The sequence below is a fragment of the Pseudomonas sp. MHK4 genome, assembly GCF_054600775.1.
In genome coordinates, this window is record NZ_BAAIAK010000005.1 from 107,514 (window position 1) to 126,272 (window position 18,759).

The following is an 18,759-nucleotide window of genomic DNA, read 5'->3' on the forward strand; positions in this document are numbered from 1 at the left end:
TGCAGTGGGCTTCGGATTAGGCCAACGTAATAACAATGATTATAAATTGACAGAAAAATCGGTCTGGCGGGGAAAATGAAAATTCAAGTTTTTTCAGATATTCATAACGAATTCTCCCTGTTCAACCCGCCGCGCCTAGACGTTGATGTCGTGGTTTTAGCCGGTGACATTGATACAGGGACTCGTGGTGTGGAATGGGCGAACAAGACCTTTCACTGCCCGGTGATCTACGTTGCTGGAAACCACGAGTTTTACAAAGGCCACCTAAACCGAACGTTGGAAAAAATGCGTGAGAAGGCGCTGCCTCATGTTCACGTTTTAGAGAACGATGAAGTAGTGATTGATGGCGTAAGGTTTCTTGGCACAACGAGCTGGACTGATTTTTACTCAACAGACAACGTCACCACTGCAATGCTTGCCGCTCAGATTTCCTTGAATGACTACAAACAAATCAGAGCAGGAAATCATTACCACCGGATAAGGCCAATAGACCTCCAGCAAAAGTCGCAATTTGCGAAACAATGGTTGCTCTCGAATTTGTCTACCAAACATCAAGGAAAGACGGTTGTCGTAACCCATCATGCGCCCTTGCCGGAATGCGCGCCTGGGATCAAATATGAAATAGGGCATTTGGCTGCAGCTTATGTCAATGATTGGCAGGAGTTCGCAGGATGCAATATAGACATTTGGTTGCATGGACATACGCACGTCGGCTACGACAAAACCATAGAAGGCATTCGCTATGCGTCCAATCCGAGGGGCTATCCTTTTGAAGAGACCGGTTTTGTAAGTGATCTAATACTTACTATCTGAATTCAGATGAGCGCTAAAGAAATAAATCGTCAGCCAGGAGCTGTGTTGTGTTCAGAACAAACGAGAGTCAGCTGCAAGGCAGATTTAAAATGCCGGATGAAAACCTCATGCTGTGGAAGACGGTCGATCTTAGTCACAACCAATATTCTTTCTTAGTGGAAGGGGTAGGTTTATTCGATGGTGCTTTCGGGCCAAACGTGCGCCTCGTCAGTGACACGGAATCGGTTCAAACCATATGCAATTCGGGGGACTCCGAATTTCTTGCTGTTACCAAGGTATACCTCATTTCCCCACCCTGGATGAACCGGCAAAATGAACGTCTAATGGAACCGCTTGCCGAAATCAGATTGCAAAGTTCTGATAAAGAACCACCAATCTACGAATTCGTAACCATGGCTGGACAAACCTATACAAGCGTTCCTCAACCTAAATCAATTTGAGATTTCACTATGGTGACGTTGGATGAAATCGCTCAGCTCCTCTACGGTAATGACGGGGAAACTTCAGGTTGGACTGGTTCCCAAAAAGATTTAGTTTCCTTAGCGGGAAAGGTGTTCCCCGGCAAAGCTACTTGTGTGGTGCTGCAGTGGATCTTGATCGACCTCACCGTGACACCTGATGAAAAGGAAAAGCTCACGAACCTCGGTCTGCTTCCCATTACGCTATTCGCTCACGAGATAGTCTTGGACAGCAAAGGTCGCTTTCAGCCAGGCATGTGGGTGCGCAGCAATTTCGGCCTGTCTTTCACCGACGGCAGCATGTTTGAAACCAAGAACACCGTCTACCTTCTGTTGGGCCCAGGGCAGCGAAAAGAAGCGACTGTGGGGGCTGCGTTTTCCATGAGGGCCGTTTAAGCAATGAGCGCCGTAAATACATATCGAGTCATTTTGGAGCTTTGGTCGGATGCCTGAAATAATCGAGTTGGAATTCCACAGTAAGGATTTGAGTGACTTTCTGCTGTGTCGCTTGGGGCACGCGCACCTTAGACAATACACCGTGCCGATCACTGCCTTCATCAGTGATGCATTCATCGCGGAGGATACGTGCCTTGGAGTGTCTTTCGATCACGTTGGGCAGGGTGACGCGTATCGTCCAGCGGATGGCGGCCTACTTCGAACTGGGAAAATTCAGAGGGCTTGGAAAGAAGGGCGTTACTGGCTACTTGAAACTCGAATCGGCAATTACGTCGTCAGCAGTTTCATGCGAGGGGTTGGGCGGAAAAGCTTTCTTAAATTGCTTCAATCAGGTGAGCGTTGCTGAGGTCTGATTCAGCAACGCTCGCAAATAGTGAGAACACCCGAGCTGGCTCCAGATACCTTACTCACAGTTCCTTGGCCAGGCTCAATGGCGGGTTGCTGTTGTATTGCTAACAACAGCCTTGCCCCCAAGAGATAAAACCCTCGATATTCGTATCATCTGCGAATTCGACCCGCTCCACCGGCGGGAGATGAATCTCCTGATATTCGTCTGAGGCCCGCATTTTCTGACGCAACGGCCAGGGGAAACTGAGAGATGACACGCTTGATATTGGTATCAGCCAGCTGATTCATCCCGCTCTAGCCGGCGGGAGATGAAACTCCTGATATTCGTTTGACCCCCGTGTTTTCTGGTTCAAACCGCCATTCAGAGCTAAGAGATGAAACTCTCGATATTCGCATCAGCCAGATGGTACAGCGTGCGCTACCCGGTGAGAGACGAAATCCCGATATTAGTCTGAGGCCCGTGTTTGCTGGGTCAAACGAACATGGGGCCGAGAGATAAAACTCTCGATATTCGTATCAGCCAGATGAGTCGGCCCGCGCCACCGGGTGAGAGATGAAGCAACCGATACTCATCTGAGGCCCGTTGTTGCAGGCGGAAAAATAGCCACGTAGCGAGAGATAGGCTTCAGAAGCTCCGTACGTCGTCGCTGAAAACGCCGTGGGTTTCTACGTCTTCGCTGTAGGCATTTACGGCTTCGCTGTGCTCTGCCAGGTATTGCTCGCGCTGTATCGTACTCAGGGCCTCGGCCAGAACCTCATTTTTTAGTCCGTACTGCTAGCCGCTCACGCGGAGTAGCGATTGCTTTTCTGCCGGCGGCACAACGAAAATGGACAGCGCAAACAGTACTCTCCAGCGGGTACATTTTGCCTTGGAGCTCGATATGGGACATCTCAGCTTGGAGGACATCTATCCTGGCGACGTAGCCGACTACGGCCATATGCGCGTGGGTATGACCGACCTTTACGTGAAAGAAAATCACGCCATTTATGGTTTGACTACGCTTGGCGAATACCGCGAGATGACTAGTCAACTTTTGCGCGACGATGCGGTGCAAATGATTATCAGCGACAAACTGGCTGCATTGCCCAAGGACTACGATCCATGGATCTGGAGGATCAACCGCCATCGAGCCTTACGCGTCAAATACGGGGATAAATTCGATCCTTGGTCAGATGACTGACTGCCTTCAGAGTTCCAATTCCAAACGCAATGGCCTCAGCACTGCTGGCAACCGCTCTGCTGGCAGTGACTAAAGCAAACTCCCCATCAGCGCCAACAACTCCTTACTGATTCGGAGCGCCATGTGGGAAATTGCGCCCCACTTGACCACTCATATGCATTGCTACTGACCACCCGTTTGCATGGGATATGACCAGCCGTTTGCATTCGACTTGACCAAAATTTGCGGTAGCGGACACCGGCAGAGAACGGCCAATTGCAGCCATTCAGGCCATCCAAAAGACGGATCCGTGAGTGCATTCATTATCGAGTCCTGCCTACCGAACTTCCCAATCCATAAATCATTCAAATCCATGTTATTCAAGAATGTCTGCAGCCGTTCAGCAGTAGAGGTACGCGATGTTTTTTGAAGGTTTGAAAAGCGAAAGGCAAACCCAAGTCGCGGGCATAAAAAAGGTCGAGAGCCCGGCTAGGCTTTCAACCTGATGTTATAGCTGAACTACCCCCTACAAGGGGACGTTGTTGTCTATTAGGCATTTCCGGTAGGACACGACTTTGATTTGCTCCGAATCATATGCTGTGTACACCTCATACGCCCCCATAACCGCGATCTGCATTGGCTGCCTGTCATCCACTGTTTTGAGATGTTCCATGTAAGCTAGCGCTTCCTCCTCGCTGATCCCCTTTTCCCTAAACATGGCAGCAGCTTGGTACTGCTTCGAGATTTTTGTACAACGAGCCTGAACGTCGTTTGTAGATTCTGGATTCACCACAGCTTCGATAGGTTGGGCGGGCTTCTTATCAGCTGGCGGCAGTTTTGCCGACTTCACCGTAGCTGCCGCAGGTTCGGCAGGCTTGGGGCGTCGTATCTGCACATCATCAACGCGTGGCATCCCTTCGCCGCCAGTGACTAGGCGGATCTGTGCAGGTGAGGTGGAGTCAGTGAAGATGAACGCACACCTGAGCAATCCGCTATCCGAGCAGGATTTCACCTCCGTGAAACCATTGTCCGTGCGAAAGTCATTGGCATATACGTCATTTACATCTTGCTTGAGATTTTTCGCTGGCTGCCATCCTGCCTTCATCATCTCGGCTCTGGCAATGTCATATGGCATACCGACAACTTTTGGAATCGCGGTCTCTGCATTGGCTGATAGGGAGCATGCCAAGATGGTCATGGTGCAGGCGGTTACAAAGAAATTCATCTCACATCCTTATGGAAGTTCAATCACAGAACTGAAGTTAGCATGATGATTAACGTTCATATTTCAGGCCGAGCCAAGATGTTTTTCTCTCCCAACACACCCATTTTTTTGCACCCGTTCGTACCGAAGCGTCGTGTTTATTCCTGTTGGGATGATCAACCATCGACAGTGCTGGCCGACCGCAATGGGTCGTTCTCTGCCGGTCGTGTCCACGAATCATGTTGGTCAAATCCAATGCAAATGACTGGTCAGGTCGAATGCGAATGGGTGGGCAAGTCCGTGCAATTACCCACCATGCACTCGAGCAGATCTCAAATCGATGAACGCATAGGGAGAGGCAGCGGACAGCTACCCAACCGACGATGTCCGGCTGATGACAAAAGCCGTGGAGGCGGTGTATCGCATTTCCGACCTTATTTTTAAATACAGCAAAGCTGAAGTTCTCTTCGCCACCCTCTGTCAAAAAAGCGAATGCACCGAAGACCTTCCCTCGATCTCGGAGCCGGTCGCCACTCAGAAGGAGTAGGGGGACACTGCGCTTGGCCAGTGTGCCGACCAATCCAGATTGGGGGATGCGTCGAAAGATGATGAGCCAGAGCTTCACGACGAGAGTGGATCAGCTATGGACTGTATTTTGTAAATAGGTCATATGCTCAAATAGGGGAGAGAGGGTGGATAGCACTCAATCGTCTTCAAGGTGGTGCGATTTATCAGTACCGTTGGTCGCATTACCGTCGAGCGAGAGGCCCCAGTCGACCTTCTCACGTTCTCCTCAACGCCTCCACGCCTCTGTGCATGTGATATGAGCTTTGATTTGGAGCTAATCTACCTTCGCAACTGGGATTAGGTAAGGACGCTAGTTTTCTGCAAACGAGGGCCAATGAGGCCTATAATGCCCGGCTTGTATGAGGTCAAATATGGCAAGCGCAGAACAGGTCAAAGCACTGCTGAAATCGCATATCACTGGTGATGAGAGTCACTTCTTCTCTGTGGCTATGCAGGTTGCGGCGCACGAGGCCAAGCTAGGTCACGGAAAGCTAGCAGAGGAGCTTAAAGCTCTCATCGATGCTGCGAAGGCACGCCCGACTTTAAAAAATGCCAGTAAAACTGTTCCCATCAGCCAACCCCGTGGTGAACTGGCCGACCTTCTTCAAGCGTCCTACCCCCAAGCTCGATTATCCGACATGATACTGGACGAGCATGTTGCGATGCGCCTAAATCGGATCATCAAAGAGCAGCAAAGTCATGCAAAGATTCGTGCACATGGCCTGTCACCAAGACGTAAATTGCTCTTGGTCGGCCCACCAGGTACGGGTAAAACTCTGACTGCTTCAGCTTTGGCAGGTGAGCTGGGTATCCCTCTATTTGTAGTTAGGCTGGACGCGTTAATCACCAAATACATGGGTGAGACTGCAGCTAAGCTTCGTCAGGTTTTTGATACGATCTCCGATGTTCGTGGCGTCTACTTCTTTGACGAGTTCGATGCGATTGGCTCGCAACGTGGATTGGCTAATGACGTTGGCGAGATTCGCCGCGTGCTAAATAGCTTCCTGCAAATGCTTGAGCAAGATCAATCTCACAGCCTTGTAATCGCAGCCACCAATCACCCTGAGATTCTAGATTACGCTTTGTTTCGCCGTTTTGATGACATGATCCAATATGGGCTTCCCGAACCTGAGCAAATTATTGCAGTTCTTAAAAATCGCTTAGCCAGTTTCAAACCAAAACGGTTGTCTTGGATTAAACTCGCTGAGCGAGCAAAAGGCTTGAGTTATGCAGATATTGCACGTGCTGCTGACGATAGCCTTAAGGATGCGATCATTCATGACCGTGCAGTAATTACCGATGCGGATGTCTTTCGAATGCTGGAAGAGCGGAAGCTGATCAGCAAAAAACTCGTAATCGACCCTTAACTTAAAGAGCTGTATCGCGATGACGGATCAACGCCAAGCCAATCTTCCCCATATATTCCCTCAAAATACATCAACAAAAGAGCCGTTTACGTCTCATAGGGTTATTGTTAGGTCGGCTCCCTTGCCTGATCGAGACCGCGCCCAGCATGGCAGTGCATTGCAAGGGCAGGTTCAGCAGCTCCAGCCCATGGCAGAGCAAGCCAAGGTTGAGCAGCAGGCGTTGGGTATCCAAGACGGGATTGGCCTACGTGTTCAGTTTGAAAGCTTCAATGATGTTAAGTTGGCGTTTGAAAGCTTGGCCAATAAACCTCAAGGTATTGAACTTCTCAATTATAAGGAGGAGGGGGAGCAGAGTTTTGCAACTGTATTCGTTCCCGACGGAAAGCTTGCCTATTTTGAAAAAATTATTGTTGAGTATCTTAATGATCGCAAGGGTGCTAAGGGGCAAAGCCTTGATCACAAGGCGTTAATAAACACCATTAGATCTATTCATGTTGCGCAACTCGAAGCACTTTGGACAGACAGCCTCGAACTACTACCGGCAGATGAAGATGAAGTTATTTGGTGGGAAGCTTGGTTGCCGATCAGGGATAGTCGAGAAGCTACACTCGAATTATTCACTAGAGTCGCAGAAATGCTTGGAATTAGGGTGTTAAATGGAACGCTCAAATTTCCTGAACGAACCGTAGTTTTAATTCAAAGTAGTAAAGCACAATTACAGCGCTCTGTTCTAACGCTAAACTGCATAGCAGAGCTGCGTCGCGCAAAAGAAACAGCAGATTTTTTCGATTCTTTCACTCCAGCCGAACAACACCAGTGGGGGCAAGAGCTACTAGAGAGAACGAGTTTTGCTGAACATAACAATGTGCCTCATGTTTGTATCATCGATACCGGAGTCAATCACGGCCATCCTTTGTTGATTCCTGCCATATCAGATGAGGATTTACACTCCATTGAGCCTGATTGGGGGGTAGATGATCGCAATGGGCATGGTACCAATATGGCGGGCTTGGCCCTATACGGAGATCTTTCAGACTCTCTTCACTCAGCGGATCCGCTAGTCATCGGACATCGTTTGGAGTCAGTAAAGTTACTTCCAAGTAGCGGTGCGAGCACTGGTGACGAAAAGCAATACGGCGTCAACACAATTGAAGCCGTAGCCAGAACTGAAATAACCGCACCCTTTAGAGCTCGCGTGTTCAGCATGGCAGTCACGACACTGGATGGTCGAGATAGGGGGCGTCCTTCTTCATGGTCGTCAACGCTTGACCGCCTCGCTTTCGATGCAGATGAGCAAGGGGCAAATCCGAGGCTATTCGTTGTGTCGGCAGGCAATATTCGAAATCCGTCTGATTGGGCGACTTACCCTGACAGTAATACTCTGATGGGTATTTGCGATCCTGCGCAATCTTGGAATGCGCTGACGGTAGGTGCCTTCACTGACTTGGTCGATCTCTCACCTGGCTTGCGCGCAGTTGCCGAGCAAGGAGCGCTCAGCCCATTCAGTACCACGTCTCAAACATGGGTAAATTATTACCCCCTCAAGCCTGACGTTTTATTTGAAGGTGGAAATCTTATCCAAGATGACCTCATGGGGCCCGCAACAGCCGGTGAGCTATCGCTGCTCACAACGCACCATATGCATATCGAAAGGCCTCTAACGCTGGTTACTGCAACCAGTGCTGCGACATCACTCTGTTCGCGCATGACAGCTCAGCTTATGGGGGCATATCCTCAACTATGGCCTGAAAGCATCCGAGCTTTGGTCGTTCACTCAGCAACGTGGACGGATGCGATGAGGAGCATGTTTCTTCCTCCTGACCGCTCACCGACAAAGCAAGATTATGAGCGCCTCGTTCGGCATTGTGGATTTGGGGTTCCTAATCTTGAGAAAGCACTGTGGAGCGCTTCTGATTCACTCACACTCATGATTGAAGATACCCTCCATCCCTTCAAAAAGTTAAAGGGGAAGGAGCCATCCCTTTGCGACATGCACCTGCATGCATTGCCATGGCCAAAGGATGAACTGGAAGCGTTAGGAGCAACTCCAGTCGAGATGACTGTGACGCTATCTTACTTCATCGAACCCAATCCCTCAGCAAGGGGGCGTTCTCGTTATCGCTATGAATCACATGGCCTTCGTTTCGACGCAAAGAGGCCCGCTGAAGAACTTGATAATTTTAGGTCAAGGATTAACGCCGCAGCACTCGATGACGAGAACGGTATGGCTAGCCGTGATGGTGATCCTGCATGGGTTTTAGGTAAGCAGAAACGTCATCGTGGCTCTCTTCATCAGGATACTTGGAGCGGTACCGCAGCAGAGTTGGCAAGTCGAGGTTTTATCGCTGTTTATCCATCGCTAGGATGGTGGAAGACGAGAGCGGCTCTCGCGCGATATGACACACCAGCCCGGTACTCGCTGATAATTTCAATCAGAACACCTGGGGTCGATACAGATATTTACAATGTCGTCGCAGCCAAGGTTGCGGCTAAAAACGTTATCCAAATTTAATCGATGGTTTAAACGTTAAAAGTTAAGAGGCCTTCTATGTCTAAACTCGCAGAATTCCGCCAACTCGAAAAACACCTCGCCGAACAGCTCCAAGCTCTCGAGGCGCTGAAAGGGGACGCTGGGCTCAAGAAAGAAATCGAATTTGAAACCAAGCTTCGCGCCTTGCTTGCAAAATACGGCTACAGCCTTAAAGACATCATCAACCTGCTTGATCCACAAGCTGGTCGTCGTCGCGCTCCAGCCGCCGAGCCCAAAACCGGTCGTCGCAAGCCACGCCAGTTGAAGGTCTACAAAAACCCGCACACCGGCGAAGTCGTCGAAACTAAAGGCGGCAACCACAAGACTCTGAAGGAATGGAAAGCTGAACACGGCTCCGCGACTGTCGAGTCTTGGCTGAGCAAGTGAGTTTGATTTGAGTACAAAAGGGCTCGAGACAAACTGTGTGAATACCTAGCAATCAGTTGCTCACTACGGCAAAGCCGCATCAGCACCCTGAGTCTCACTCGATCAAGGAGTTATCGCTGACGCATGCGTATCGCTGGCCCCAGTATTGATAAACGGCACCCTCTTGGCCTTGCACCGGATCGTCATCGGGGAAAGGCAATACTTCAATGCGTTGCAATTGCGCCACACTCGGCGCTTCATGGCAGACGTCCGGACGCTGTCCTGGTGGATAGGCACCCACTACCAGAAAGTCATGGCTCCACTCCAGGTTGCAGTGGCCGGTACCCGCTGGAAGCAACAACACATCGCCCGCAGTGACGTCCAGTACGTGTCCCGTTGGGCCACCCAGCATCAGGCGGGCGTGGCCTGAGGCAATGCCCAGCACTTCATGGCCCTCGGTATGGTAATGGTGATAGTCGTAGACCCCGTCACGCCATTGAGGTGGCCAACCATTGGACGCAAAGAGGCGCTCGAACAAGGCTGCCCTATTAGCGCCCTGAACGGTGAGGGCCTTGGGGTAGATCAGTACCGGCAAGCGTGGGTTGTTGGGCACCCAGTCGTTGCGGTGGAAAAACAAAGTCTGCACAGGCTCCGTCTTCGGGTCATTCATGGGTAATCTCCAAACCTGCCTTGGGCTTAACCTCCAAAGCCCGGTTGAAGACCGGGCTTTGTGCGTAAGCGATCCATCACCTACACATTCAAAACCGCCCATTGAAGCGTGATGCTGCGTTCCCGATCTCTCTTTCCGGAGCCAGCACCTCATGATGCGACCCGACGCCAAAGTCGAAAAAGTCTATCTCTACCCCAAGCCTGTCGACTTCCGAAAGTCCATCGACGGCCTCGCCGCCCTGGTCGAATTGGATATCAAGGTCGCCGTGTTCGACCCCGTGCTTTTTGTCTTTCTGAATCGCCCCCGTAATCGTGTAAAAATCCTTTATTGGGAGCGCAACGGCTTCTGTCTTTGGCTCAAACGCCTCGAATCCGAACGATTCAAAACCTCCCCTGACGACACGAATGAAGCCATTGTCTTGACGGTTCAGGAACTGAACTGGTTACTCGACGGTTTTGATCTGTGGCGCAACCGGCCACATCAGGTTTTGACGCCGCGATTTGTCGCATAGTTGGATATAATCCGGGCCATGATTTCCGTGCCCGACGACCTCCCTGATGATCCGGTTCTGCTCAAGCAAATGCTTGTGCAGATGCTCAGTGAGCGTCAGGTGGACAAAGACCAGATTGTTGACCTGAAAGAGCAGATCAAACTATGGCGTGAACGTTTTTTCGGGCGCAAGTCAGAACAAACCGTCGATCCGCAGACGCCGCAGTTCGTGCTCTTTAATGAACCCGAAAGCCTGGCGGTTCCGGTCTCCGATGCCTCTGACGAAGAAGTCGTTGCCCCGACTAAACGCCGAGGCAAACGCAAACCACTGTCAGCCGATCTGCCGCGTATCGAGGTCATCCACGAACTACCCGAGCACGAACTGACTTGCGTCTGTGGTTGCCGCAAACACGCCATCGGCGAAGAAACCAGCGAACAGCTGGAGATCGTGCCGATGCAGATCCGGGTGATCAAACATATCCGCAAGGTCTACGGCTGCCGAGGCTGCGAAACAGCACCGGTCACCGCCGACAAACCCGCGCAACTGATCGAAAAAAGCATGGCCAGCCCCAGCGTATTGGCGATGCTGCTGACCACCAAGTACGTCGATGGCCTGCCACTGCACCGCTTCGAAAAAGTCCTCGCTCGCCACGGTGTCGATATCCCGCGTCAAACTCTGGCGCGCTGGGTGATCCAGTGCTGCGAACACTTCCAACCGCTGTTGAATCTGATGCGTGATCGGTTACTGGAAAGTCCGATTGTTCACTGCGATGAAACGCGAGTGCAGGTGCTGAAAGAGCCAGGTCGAGACCCGACCAGCCAATCCTGGATGTGGGTACAAGCCAGCGGCCCACCGGAGCGACCAATCCTTCTTTTTGACTACACCACCAGCCGAGCGCAGGAGGTGCCGTTGCGGCTGCTCGGCGACTATCGTGGCTATTTGATGACTGACGATTACGCCGGCTATAACGCCTTGGCCGCCCAGCCGGGCGTCGAGCGTTTGGCTTGTATGGCCCATGTACGGCGCAAGTTTGTCGATGCGCAGAAAGTGCAGCCCAAGGGTAAAACCGGTCGGGCCGATGTTGCGCTGACGATGATCAACAAGTTGTACGGTATCGAACGTGATTTGAAAGAAATGACAGATGAGCAGCGCTTTGCCGGTCGCCAGGAACAGAGCTTGCCGGTGCTCAGCCAGTTAAAAAATTGGCTGGAGAAAACTCAACCGCAGGTCACTGCGCAAAGCGCCTTGGGTAAAGCGGTCAATTATCTGGCCGGTAACTGGAGCCGGCTGGAGCGTTATGTAGAGGCCGGCTTTTTACCGATCGACAACAATGCCGCCGAAAGAGCAATCAAACCGTTTGTGATCGGTCGCAAAGCATGGCTATTCAGTGACACGCCCAAGGGCGCCACCGCCAGTGCGCAGATCTACAGTCTGGTCGAAACGGCTAAAGCCAACGGCCAGGAGCCCTATACGTGGCTGCGCCATGTACTGGAGCGATTACCGCAGGCTGAGTCGGTTGAAGACGTTGAGGCGCTACTACCCTGGAATTGGAGGGCATCATGAGTATCAATATTGATCATCTGAGTGTCGATGAGTTAGTGACATTGAATCATCACATTATCGAACGGCTGAAGATGCTGGAGTCGTTGGAAGCTCATAAATCGATGATGCAGTTCCATCCAGGAGCACGGGTAAGCTTCGACTCACCCAGTGGTGAGCGCCTGTCCGGTACCGTCATGAAGTTCAATCGCAAGACCGTCACAGTGGTAACCGACACCGGCCAACGCTGGAATATTTCGCCGCATTTACTGTCACCGATCAAAAACGTACAGGCGGGGACGGTGGTGGATATCAGGCAGAAAAAATGAAGTAACTGCGCCGCGAATGACCTCCGCGCCAGCATGATTTGATTCCTCCCCACCTCAGGCGCCGACTGTTTGGATAGGTGGGGTTTATGGATCAGTTACCTTTGTGCTTGGGCAAGCGTCAAGCTGCCAAATGGTTTGCCGCCCAATCCTTTTTCTACGTCAGGGGCGCCTCAAATCGAAGCGTTCTTCACGATGAACTACAGCAAGCTGGGCCTATAACCACGCTTTGATCTGCGCACAAACGGCTGGAGTCGAGATCCCATACCTATCATGTAGCGTCGGCAGTGCGCCAGCGTCCAGGAATGCGTCGGGTAAAGCGATTTGCCGGAAGGTTGGCGTCACTCCGTTACGCAGAAGTAGCCCAGCAACAGCCTCGCCGAGTCCACCGATAATTGAGCTGTTTTCGGCGGTTACTACCAGGCGTCCGGGCTTGCGGGCTTCGGCCAGGATTGTCTGCTCATCTAGCGGCTTGATGGTTGGGACGTGCAGCACTGCAACATCGATCCCGTCTGCCTGGAGCTGCTTTGCCGCTTCCAATGAACGCATCGTCATCAGCCCCGTAGAGATGATCAGGACATCGTTACCAGTGCGCAGAGTCTTGGCTTTACCGATCTCGAATTTGTACCCGTACTCGTCCAGCACCAACGGGACATTGCCACGCAGCAAACGCATGTACACCGGCCCCTGATGCGCGGCGATGGCGGGCACGGCCTGTTCGATTTCGAGTGCATCGCACGGATCGACGATCATCAAGTTAGGCATGGCGCGGAAGATCGCCAGGTCGTCCGTAGCCTGGTGGCTTGGGCCGTAACCAGTGGTTAGGCCGGGCAAGCCGCAGACGATCTTGACGTTGAGGTTTTCCTCGGCGATGGCCATGCAGATGAAGTCATAGGCGCGACGGGAGGCAAACACGGCGTAGGTAGTGGCGAAGGGGACAAAACCTTCCCTGGCCATACCTGCGGCTGCACTCATCAGCAATTGTTCAGCCATGCCCATTTGATAAAACCGATCCGGATGCGCCTTAGCGAAGATGTGCAGGTCGGTGTACTTGGACAAGTCAGCGGAAAGGCCGACGATGTCCGAGCGCTGATCCGCCAATGCAGCTAATGCGTGTCCGAACGGGGCCGATTTGGTCGCTTGGCCTTCAGAGGCAATAGAAGCGATCATCGCTGAGGTGGTCAGACGTTTTTTGATTGGCTCGCCAGTTGAAGTCGGATTGTTAGCGGCGTTGCTAATTGGTCTTTTCCTTCTTCAAGGTTGCTCAGTGCCAGAATCCATTCATGTTCTTCCACTCGAATGAAATGCGTCTTCTCGCGGGTTTCCAGGAAGGGCACGCCTTTGCCCATTTTGGTGTCGCAAATGATTACGCGGGGTTGGGTGCCAGGATGATTGCGTGCGGCATCGAAGGCGTTGACGAGTGCATCAAGGTCATTGCCATCGACGCGCTGAGTGAACCAACCAAATGCTTGCCAGCGATCGACGATGGGTTCGAACGACAGGATTTCACTGGAGTAACCATCGGCTTGCTGGTTATTGACGTCGACGATGGCGATCAGGTTGTCGAGTTTCCAATGCGAGGCCGACATCACGGCTTCCCAGGTCGAGCCTTCATTCAGCTCGCCGTCCGAGAGCAGGTTGTAGACGAAAGAGGAGAATTTCTTGCGCTTGAGACCCAGGCAGGCGCCGACTGCGATGCCCAGGCCCTGACCGAGGGAGCCACCGGTGATTTCCATGCCAGGGGTGTAGGCGGCCATGCCCGACATCGGCAGGCGGCTGTCATCCGAGCCGTAGGTTTCCAGCTCATCGAGCGGGATGATTTCGGCTTCGATCAAGGCTGCGTACAGCGCAATGGCGTAGTGACCGATGGAGAGATAGAAGCGATCACGCTCTTCCCATTCAGGATCTGCAGGCCGATGGTTCATGGCATGAAAGTAAGAGACCGCCAGCAGGTCGGCGGCGCCGAGGGCCTGGCCAACATAGCCCTGTCCCTGGACTTGACCCATTCGCAGCGCATGGCGGCGAATGTTGTGTGCGCGTTCAACCAGAGTCGTGGATGTAGCGTATGAAGGATTAGTAGTCATGATGAAACTCCGTTAACTCAACGATTGACCAGGGCGGCGGGAATGCGCAGTACCAGGGTGGCCCCGGCGAACAGGACGCCGGTGATCAGGTACATGCCGATGGCACTGGAGCCGGTCATTGTGGTGATCCAGCCAATCAGATAAGGCGAGCAGAAGCCGGCGAGGTTAGCGAAGCTGTTGACCGCCGCGATACCTGCGGCGGCGGAAACGCCTCCGAGGAGCGTGGTGGGTAGCATCCAGAACAACGACGTCGCAGACAAAATGCCGGAAGCGGTCAGGCAAAGACTGAGGATGGACAGGGTTGGATTGCCGCCCATCAGCGCCGCCAGACTCAGGCCGATAGCGCCGGCAATCATCGGCACGATGAGGTGCCAGCGGCGCTCGCGATGCTTGTCACCACTGCGTCCCACTAACAGCATGGCGGCAATGGCACAGAGGTAAGGTAGGCTGGTCAGAAAGCCGATGTGTAGTGGATCGGAAACGCCTGAATTGCGTACCAGAGTGGGCAGCCAGAAGGTGATTGCGTACTGTCCCATCACCACACAAAAGTAGATGGCAGCCAGCAGCCACAAGCGACGGTCGCGGATGAATTCACCGACTGAGGCATGGGTGACTTTCTGCTGATCGTCTTCGGCCAACTCCCGATCGATCAGTGCTTTTTCTTCGTCGTTGAGCCAGGTGGCCTGATGCACCCCGTCTTTGAGGTAGCTCAGTACCAAAAGACCAACAACAACGGTCGGAACGGCCTCAAGAACGAACATCCATTGCCAGCCCGTCCAGCCATGCATGCCGGCGAAGTGATTCATGATCCAGCCGGAGAGGGGGCCACCCACCATCCCCGACAGAGGAATGGCGATGAACCACAACACGGTCATGCGTGCGCGACGATAGGATGGAAACCAGTAGGTCAGGTAGAGCAACAGGCCAGGCGCGAGACCGGCTTCGGCAATGCCTAAAAGAAAGCGAAGGGCGTAGAACTGCCAGGCGGTTTCGACGAAGGCGAACAGAGCGGAAACGATGCCCCAGGTGATCATGATTCGCGCGATCCAGACCCGCGCCCCGACCTTGTGTAAGATGATGTTGCTAGGCACTTCACAGATGAAATAGCCGATGAAGAACATGCCGGCGCCAAGCCCGTAGACCGTTTCGCTAAGCGCTAGATCGTTCATCATTTGCAGCTTCGCAAAGCCGACGTTGACGCGATCAAGGTAAGCGCACAGGTAGCACAGCATCAGGAAGGGCATCAAGCGCCAGGCCGTTTTCCGGTAGGCGTTGGAACGCATGGTCGAAACCGCTTCGAGTGACAGGGTAGTCATGATGGTCTGATCTCTTGTTTTTATTGACTGCCAGGCCATGAGACCCGGCTACGTCATCGATCCAGAACCGCACGGGCCGCGCAGGCCCGCCCAGGTGTACTCAATGAATCAGCATGCCGCCGTTCACATCCAGAGTGATGCCTGTGAGGTAAGAGGATAGGTCGCTGGCCAGGAACAGGGCGGCGTTGGCGACATCCTGTGCTGCACCGAGTCGGCCCAGGGGAATGCTGTCGATGATCGCGTGGCGGCGATCGTCCTGCATCAGGCCTCCGGTGATGTCGGTGTGAATCAAACCAGGGGCAATGGAGTTGACGCGAATGTTATCCGGCCCCAGTTCACGTGCCATGGCTTTGCCCAGACCCAGCACTCCGGCTTTGGCAGCACTGTAATGAGGGCCTCCAAAGATGCCGCCGCCCCGCTGAGCAGAAACGGAAGACATGCACACAATGCTGCCGGAAGATTGTTGGCGCATGACCGGAATCACGGCCTGCGACATCAGCAGGGTGCCGCGCAGACTGACGTCCAGCACCTTGTCGTAGTCCGAAGGGCGGATGTCCAGGGTCTTGAGGGGGTGAGTGATACCAGCATTGTTGACGAGGACGTCGATGCGGCCGAAGTGCTCAATGGTTTTGGCAACGGCTTGCTGAACCTGCGATTCGTCAGCAACGTTGGCCGCCAGACCAAGATGACCTTCGCCCAAGGAAGCAGCGGCATCACGGGCAGCGGATTCATCCAGGTCAAGGGTCACGACGTGAGCGCCTTGTAGCGCGAAAGTGGTCGCTGTAGCGCGGCCAATGCCACGGGCAGATGCGGCACCGGTGATGATTGCGACTTTGCCTTGGAGAAGTATGGAGAAGTACCTCAAATTGTTTTTATTGGGTCGATCCGTAAAGAACCGATGGATTCAGCTTGTTCTCCAGGGATGGTCTGAGCAATAACGCGAATGTCAGTCGATGCTGAAAAAAATTCAGCACTCGCCAATAACTGGAACGAGTGATTGAATAGTTCAACGCCCGGCCTACGCCATTTGTTGTGGAATAATGAAAAACATGAGTTCACCAGGCGATCTACCTTCGATCCTGCCACCCCTAAAATCCATTCATGCCTTCGAGCAGACAGCTCGTTTCGGCAACGTGGCTCGCGCAGCAGAACTGCTCGACCTGACGCCTTCGGCAGTCAGCCACCAACTGGCCAAACTGGAGGCGATGATTGGTCGGCAATTGTTCTTGCGCACAGCGCGAGGCGTGACGCTGACACCGGTCGGCGAGCAATATCTCAAAGAAGTGTCCGGCATCCTCCACAGCCTCGCAGTCGCTACCGAACGCGCTGCCAGCGATGTCAGCCTCGACTGTCTACGCCTGCACTCATCGCCGAGCTTCGGCCTGCTCTGGTTGATGCCGCGCCTTGAGCAGTTCCGTGAAAGTCATCCCGATATCCAACTCAACTTGTCGTGCTCCTACGAGTCGTTGCATTTCAGCCGGGACAAGATCGATGTAGATATTCGCCATGGCACACCCAATTGGCCAAGCTTCGAAGTACGGACAGTCAGAGATGAAAAAATCGCGGTGATGGCGTCGCCGAAGCTGTTGGCGAAACGCCCGATACAGACGATTACTGATTTGCTCGACAGCAACCTGATTCTGTCTGAGGCAACATTAATCAAGTGGCCGCAGTTGTTTGCGCAGCATGGTGTTGCACGACCGGAAAAGCCCTACACCCTGAGCTTCGATCGTTCATATATGACGTTGGAAGCTGCCAGTCATGGCCTCGGTTTTGCTCTCGAAAGTACATTGCTGGCGCAGGATTATCTCGTTCGGGGAGTGCTTGTCGAAGTGGCGCCAGAGTTGAGCGCGCCGATTATGGCGCACCATTTGGTATTTCCTCGGGCTCACTCAAATTTTCCGAGGGTGCGACGGTTCCTTGAATGGATGCAGAAAGAATTGGGCCATGAATTTACGTACTGAATGTGGGCCTGATTGGGTAGTCTGCAAATCCAAATTTGAGTAGTTTTGGATCTACGGGCAGTTGCCTCATTAACGGTAGTTTTTTTCGTCACCTGTGACAAATCATACGCCCCAGACACACCGATCTTCCGAAGAAATTGCGCATTGATCAATGTTATCTACGCTAGTTACTTGCAGCGCACTTTTGTCGGCTAGGTGATTAGAGATGGATTCGAAAGATCGATTGATTTGTATCGCTTCTGTATTGACTGCAGCCTTGTGCTTTGTGCCCACGACACAGGCTGAGGACTCAGCAGAGCTGGCTAAAAAGGCCCTTAACCCAGTCGCTGCCATGTACAGTCTTCCTGTGCAGTACAACTGGGATCAAAAGATGGGCCCGACCGGCGATGGCATGCACAGCGTCACTAACATACAGCCGGTACTGCCTTTTACCTTGAACGATGACTGGAATCTCATTTCTCGCACCATTCTGCCAGTCATCGACCAACACGGGCTAATGCCCAATGGCGCAGCTGACAAATCGGGTGTCGGTGATATCACGCAGAGTTTTTTCTTCTCCCCGAAAGCGCCTACGGGCAGTGGCTGGATACTCGGCGCTGGCCCTGCGATATTGATACCTACGGGCAGTGACGAGTTGCTTAGTAGTGAACAATGGGGACTCGGCCCGACAGCAGTAGCGTTGAAACAATCAAACGGCTGGACGCGGGGTATCCTGGCCAACCATATCTGGGGGCTCAATGGCAGCCCGCCCGATGATAAGGAAAAGGTCAATCAGACCTTTCTGCAACCCTTCCTCTCCTACACCACAAGTAGTCTCACCACCTTCGGTGTGAATAGCGAGTCCACCTACAACTGGCAAACTCGTGAGTGGTCGATACCAATCAATCTGATGGTCACCCAATTATTGAAGATCGGTGGCCAACCGTTGACCTTGCAGGTAGGGCCACGTTACTGGCTCGAAAGCCCGGACGACGGAGCTCAAGGCTGGGGGTTTCGCGCGGCAGTAACTTTTTTGTTTCCTCGATGACACAACTTCCAAAAAGGGAGTCTTGCTACGGATCCCTCAGGTAACGCCAAAGTATCCATCATTGTGTTTTGTAT

19 protein-coding genes and 1 pseudogene are annotated in these 18,759 nt (G+C 52.7%); 13 read left to right on the top strand and 7 right to left on the bottom strand.

Annotated elements, in window-relative coordinates; translation table 11 throughout:
- The first annotated feature begins 75 nt into the window (after positions 1-75).
- From ACYP2Q_RS14810 to ACYP2Q_RS14820, 3 genes are read left to right on the top strand one after another with little or no spacing between them, the layout of a single operon-like run.
- Complete coding sequence (locus tag ACYP2Q_RS14810) at positions 76-813, top strand: metallophosphoesterase (RefSeq protein WP_459731128.1); 738 nt, start codon at positions 76-78, stop codon at positions 811-813.
- 47 nt (positions 814-860) lie between these two features.
- Positions 861-1,253 (top strand): hypothetical protein, encoded by a 393-nt coding sequence (locus ACYP2Q_RS14815; RefSeq protein ID WP_459731129.1) that lies wholly within the window; start codon positions 861-863, stop codon positions 1,251-1,253.
- 9 nt (positions 1,254-1,262) lie between these two features.
- The gene (locus ACYP2Q_RS14820; protein WP_459731130.1) at positions 1,263-1,667 is read left to right on the top strand and encodes a DUF6957 family protein; all 405 of its coding nucleotides are present in this window, start codon (positions 1,263-1,265) and stop codon (positions 1,665-1,667) included.
- A gap of 1,033 nt (positions 1,668-2,700) precedes the next feature.
- On the opposite strand, the gene ACYP2Q_RS14825 is transcribed toward ACYP2Q_RS14820, so the two are convergent.
- Positions 2,701-2,826: a type II toxin-antitoxin system CcdA family antitoxin gene (locus tag ACYP2Q_RS14825; RefSeq protein ID WP_459731426.1), complete on the bottom strand. Its 126-nt coding sequence runs from the start codon at positions 2,824-2,826 to the stop codon at positions 2,701-2,703.
- A gap of 76 nt (positions 2,827-2,902) precedes the next feature.
- Between ACYP2Q_RS14825 and ACYP2Q_RS14830 the strand changes: the two genes are divergently transcribed.
- Positions 2,903-3,256 (top strand): hypothetical protein, encoded by a 354-nt coding sequence (locus ACYP2Q_RS14830; protein ID WP_459731131.1) that lies wholly within the window; start codon positions 2,903-2,905, stop codon positions 3,254-3,256.
- 505 nt (positions 3,257-3,761) lie between these two features.
- On the opposite strand, the gene ACYP2Q_RS14835 is transcribed toward ACYP2Q_RS14830, so the two are convergent.
- A complete protein-coding gene (locus ACYP2Q_RS14835; RefSeq protein WP_459731133.1) occupies positions 3,762-4,460 on the bottom strand; it encodes a hypothetical protein in 699 nt (232 codons plus the stop codon).
- 349 nt (positions 4,461-4,809) lie between these two features.
- Here ACYP2Q_RS14835 and ACYP2Q_RS14840 point away from each other — a divergent pair.
- The 4 genes and pseudogenes from ACYP2Q_RS14840 to ACYP2Q_RS14855 all read left to right on the top strand — a co-directional run.
- A pseudogene (locus ACYP2Q_RS14840) lies at positions 4,810-5,104 on the top strand (DUF4113 domain-containing protein); the annotation flags it as partial.
- Positions 5,105-5,377: 273 nt separating this feature from the next.
- On the top strand, positions 5,378-6,373 hold the full coding sequence (locus ACYP2Q_RS14845; RefSeq protein WP_459731134.1) for an AAA family ATPase: 996 nt from the start codon (positions 5,378-5,380) through the stop codon (positions 6,371-6,373).
- Between the two features lie 19 nt (positions 6,374-6,392).
- The gene (locus tag ACYP2Q_RS14850) at positions 6,393-8,885 is read left to right on the top strand and encodes a S8 family peptidase (RefSeq protein WP_459731135.1); all 2,493 of its coding nucleotides are present in this window, start codon (positions 6,393-6,395) and stop codon (positions 8,883-8,885) included.
- Between the two features lie 36 nt (positions 8,886-8,921).
- A complete protein-coding gene (locus ACYP2Q_RS14855) occupies positions 8,922-9,290 on the top strand; it encodes a histone-like nucleoid-structuring protein, MvaT/MvaU family (RefSeq protein WP_459731136.1) in 369 nt (122 codons plus the stop codon).
- A gap of 94 nt (positions 9,291-9,384) precedes the next feature.
- On the opposite strand, the gene ACYP2Q_RS14860 is transcribed toward ACYP2Q_RS14855, so the two are convergent.
- On the bottom strand, positions 9,385-9,939 hold the full coding sequence (locus tag ACYP2Q_RS14860) for a cupin (RefSeq protein ID WP_459731137.1): 555 nt from the start codon (positions 9,937-9,939) through the stop codon (positions 9,385-9,387).
- A 151-nt stretch (positions 9,940-10,090) separates the two neighbouring features.
- On the opposite strand from ACYP2Q_RS14860, the gene tnpB reads away from it, so the two are divergent.
- The 3 genes from tnpB to ACYP2Q_RS14875 are packed head-to-tail and all read left to right on the top strand — an operon-like array spanning position 10,091 to position 12,297.
- Positions 10,091-10,450 (top strand): IS66 family insertion sequence element accessory protein TnpB, encoded by a 360-nt coding sequence (gene tnpB, locus ACYP2Q_RS14865; RefSeq protein WP_033044667.1) that lies wholly within the window; start codon positions 10,091-10,093, stop codon positions 10,448-10,450.
- A gap of 18 nt (positions 10,451-10,468) precedes the next feature.
- Entirely contained in the window at positions 10,469-11,992 is a 1,524-nt protein-coding gene (gene tnpC, locus ACYP2Q_RS14870; RefSeq protein ID WP_459731138.1) for an IS66 family transposase, read from the top strand.
- Complete coding sequence (locus ACYP2Q_RS14875) at positions 11,989-12,297, top strand: hypothetical protein (RefSeq protein WP_033044384.1); 309 nt, start codon at positions 11,989-11,991, stop codon at positions 12,295-12,297. The genes tnpC and ACYP2Q_RS14875 overlap by 4 nt, the downstream gene beginning before the upstream one ends.
- Positions 12,298-12,510: 213 nt before the next feature.
- Here ACYP2Q_RS14875 and ACYP2Q_RS14880 read toward each other — a convergent pair whose 3' ends face one another.
- The 4 genes from ACYP2Q_RS14880 to ACYP2Q_RS14895 all read right to left on the bottom strand — a co-directional run bounded on the left by ACYP2Q_RS14880 (position 12,511) and on the right by ACYP2Q_RS14895 (position 16,544).
- Positions 12,511-13,533 carry a transketolase family protein gene (locus ACYP2Q_RS14880; RefSeq protein ID WP_459731427.1) on the bottom strand — a complete coding sequence of 341 codons (1,023 nt, stop codon included), beginning with the start codon at positions 13,531-13,533 and terminating at the stop codon, positions 12,511-12,513.
- Positions 13,476-14,378, bottom strand: coding sequence for a transketolase (locus ACYP2Q_RS14885; RefSeq protein WP_459731139.1), 903 nt, complete (start codon positions 14,376-14,378; stop codon positions 13,476-13,478). Before ACYP2Q_RS14885 ends, ACYP2Q_RS14880 begins: the two co-directional genes overlap by 58 nt.
- A gap of 17 nt (positions 14,379-14,395) precedes the next feature.
- On the bottom strand, positions 14,396-15,694 hold the full coding sequence (locus ACYP2Q_RS14890) for an MFS transporter (RefSeq protein ID WP_459731428.1): 1,299 nt from the start codon (positions 15,692-15,694) through the stop codon (positions 14,396-14,398).
- A gap of 100 nt (positions 15,695-15,794) precedes the next feature.
- Positions 15,795-16,544, bottom strand: coding sequence for an SDR family NAD(P)-dependent oxidoreductase (locus ACYP2Q_RS14895; RefSeq protein ID WP_459731429.1), 750 nt, complete (start codon positions 16,542-16,544; stop codon positions 15,795-15,797).
- A gap of 199 nt (positions 16,545-16,743) precedes the next feature.
- Between ACYP2Q_RS14895 and ACYP2Q_RS14900 the strand changes: the two genes are divergently transcribed.
- Together ACYP2Q_RS14900 and ACYP2Q_RS14905 are read left to right on the top strand one after the other, a co-directional pair.
- Entirely contained in the window at positions 16,744-17,658 is a 915-nt protein-coding gene (locus ACYP2Q_RS14900) for a LysR substrate-binding domain-containing protein (protein ID WP_459731430.1), read from the top strand.
- A gap of 205 nt (positions 17,659-17,863) precedes the next feature.
- The gene (locus ACYP2Q_RS14905) at positions 17,864-18,685 is read left to right on the top strand and encodes a transporter (protein WP_459731140.1); all 822 of its coding nucleotides are present in this window, start codon (positions 17,864-17,866) and stop codon (positions 18,683-18,685) included.
- Positions 18,686-18,759 lie beyond the last annotated feature (74 nt).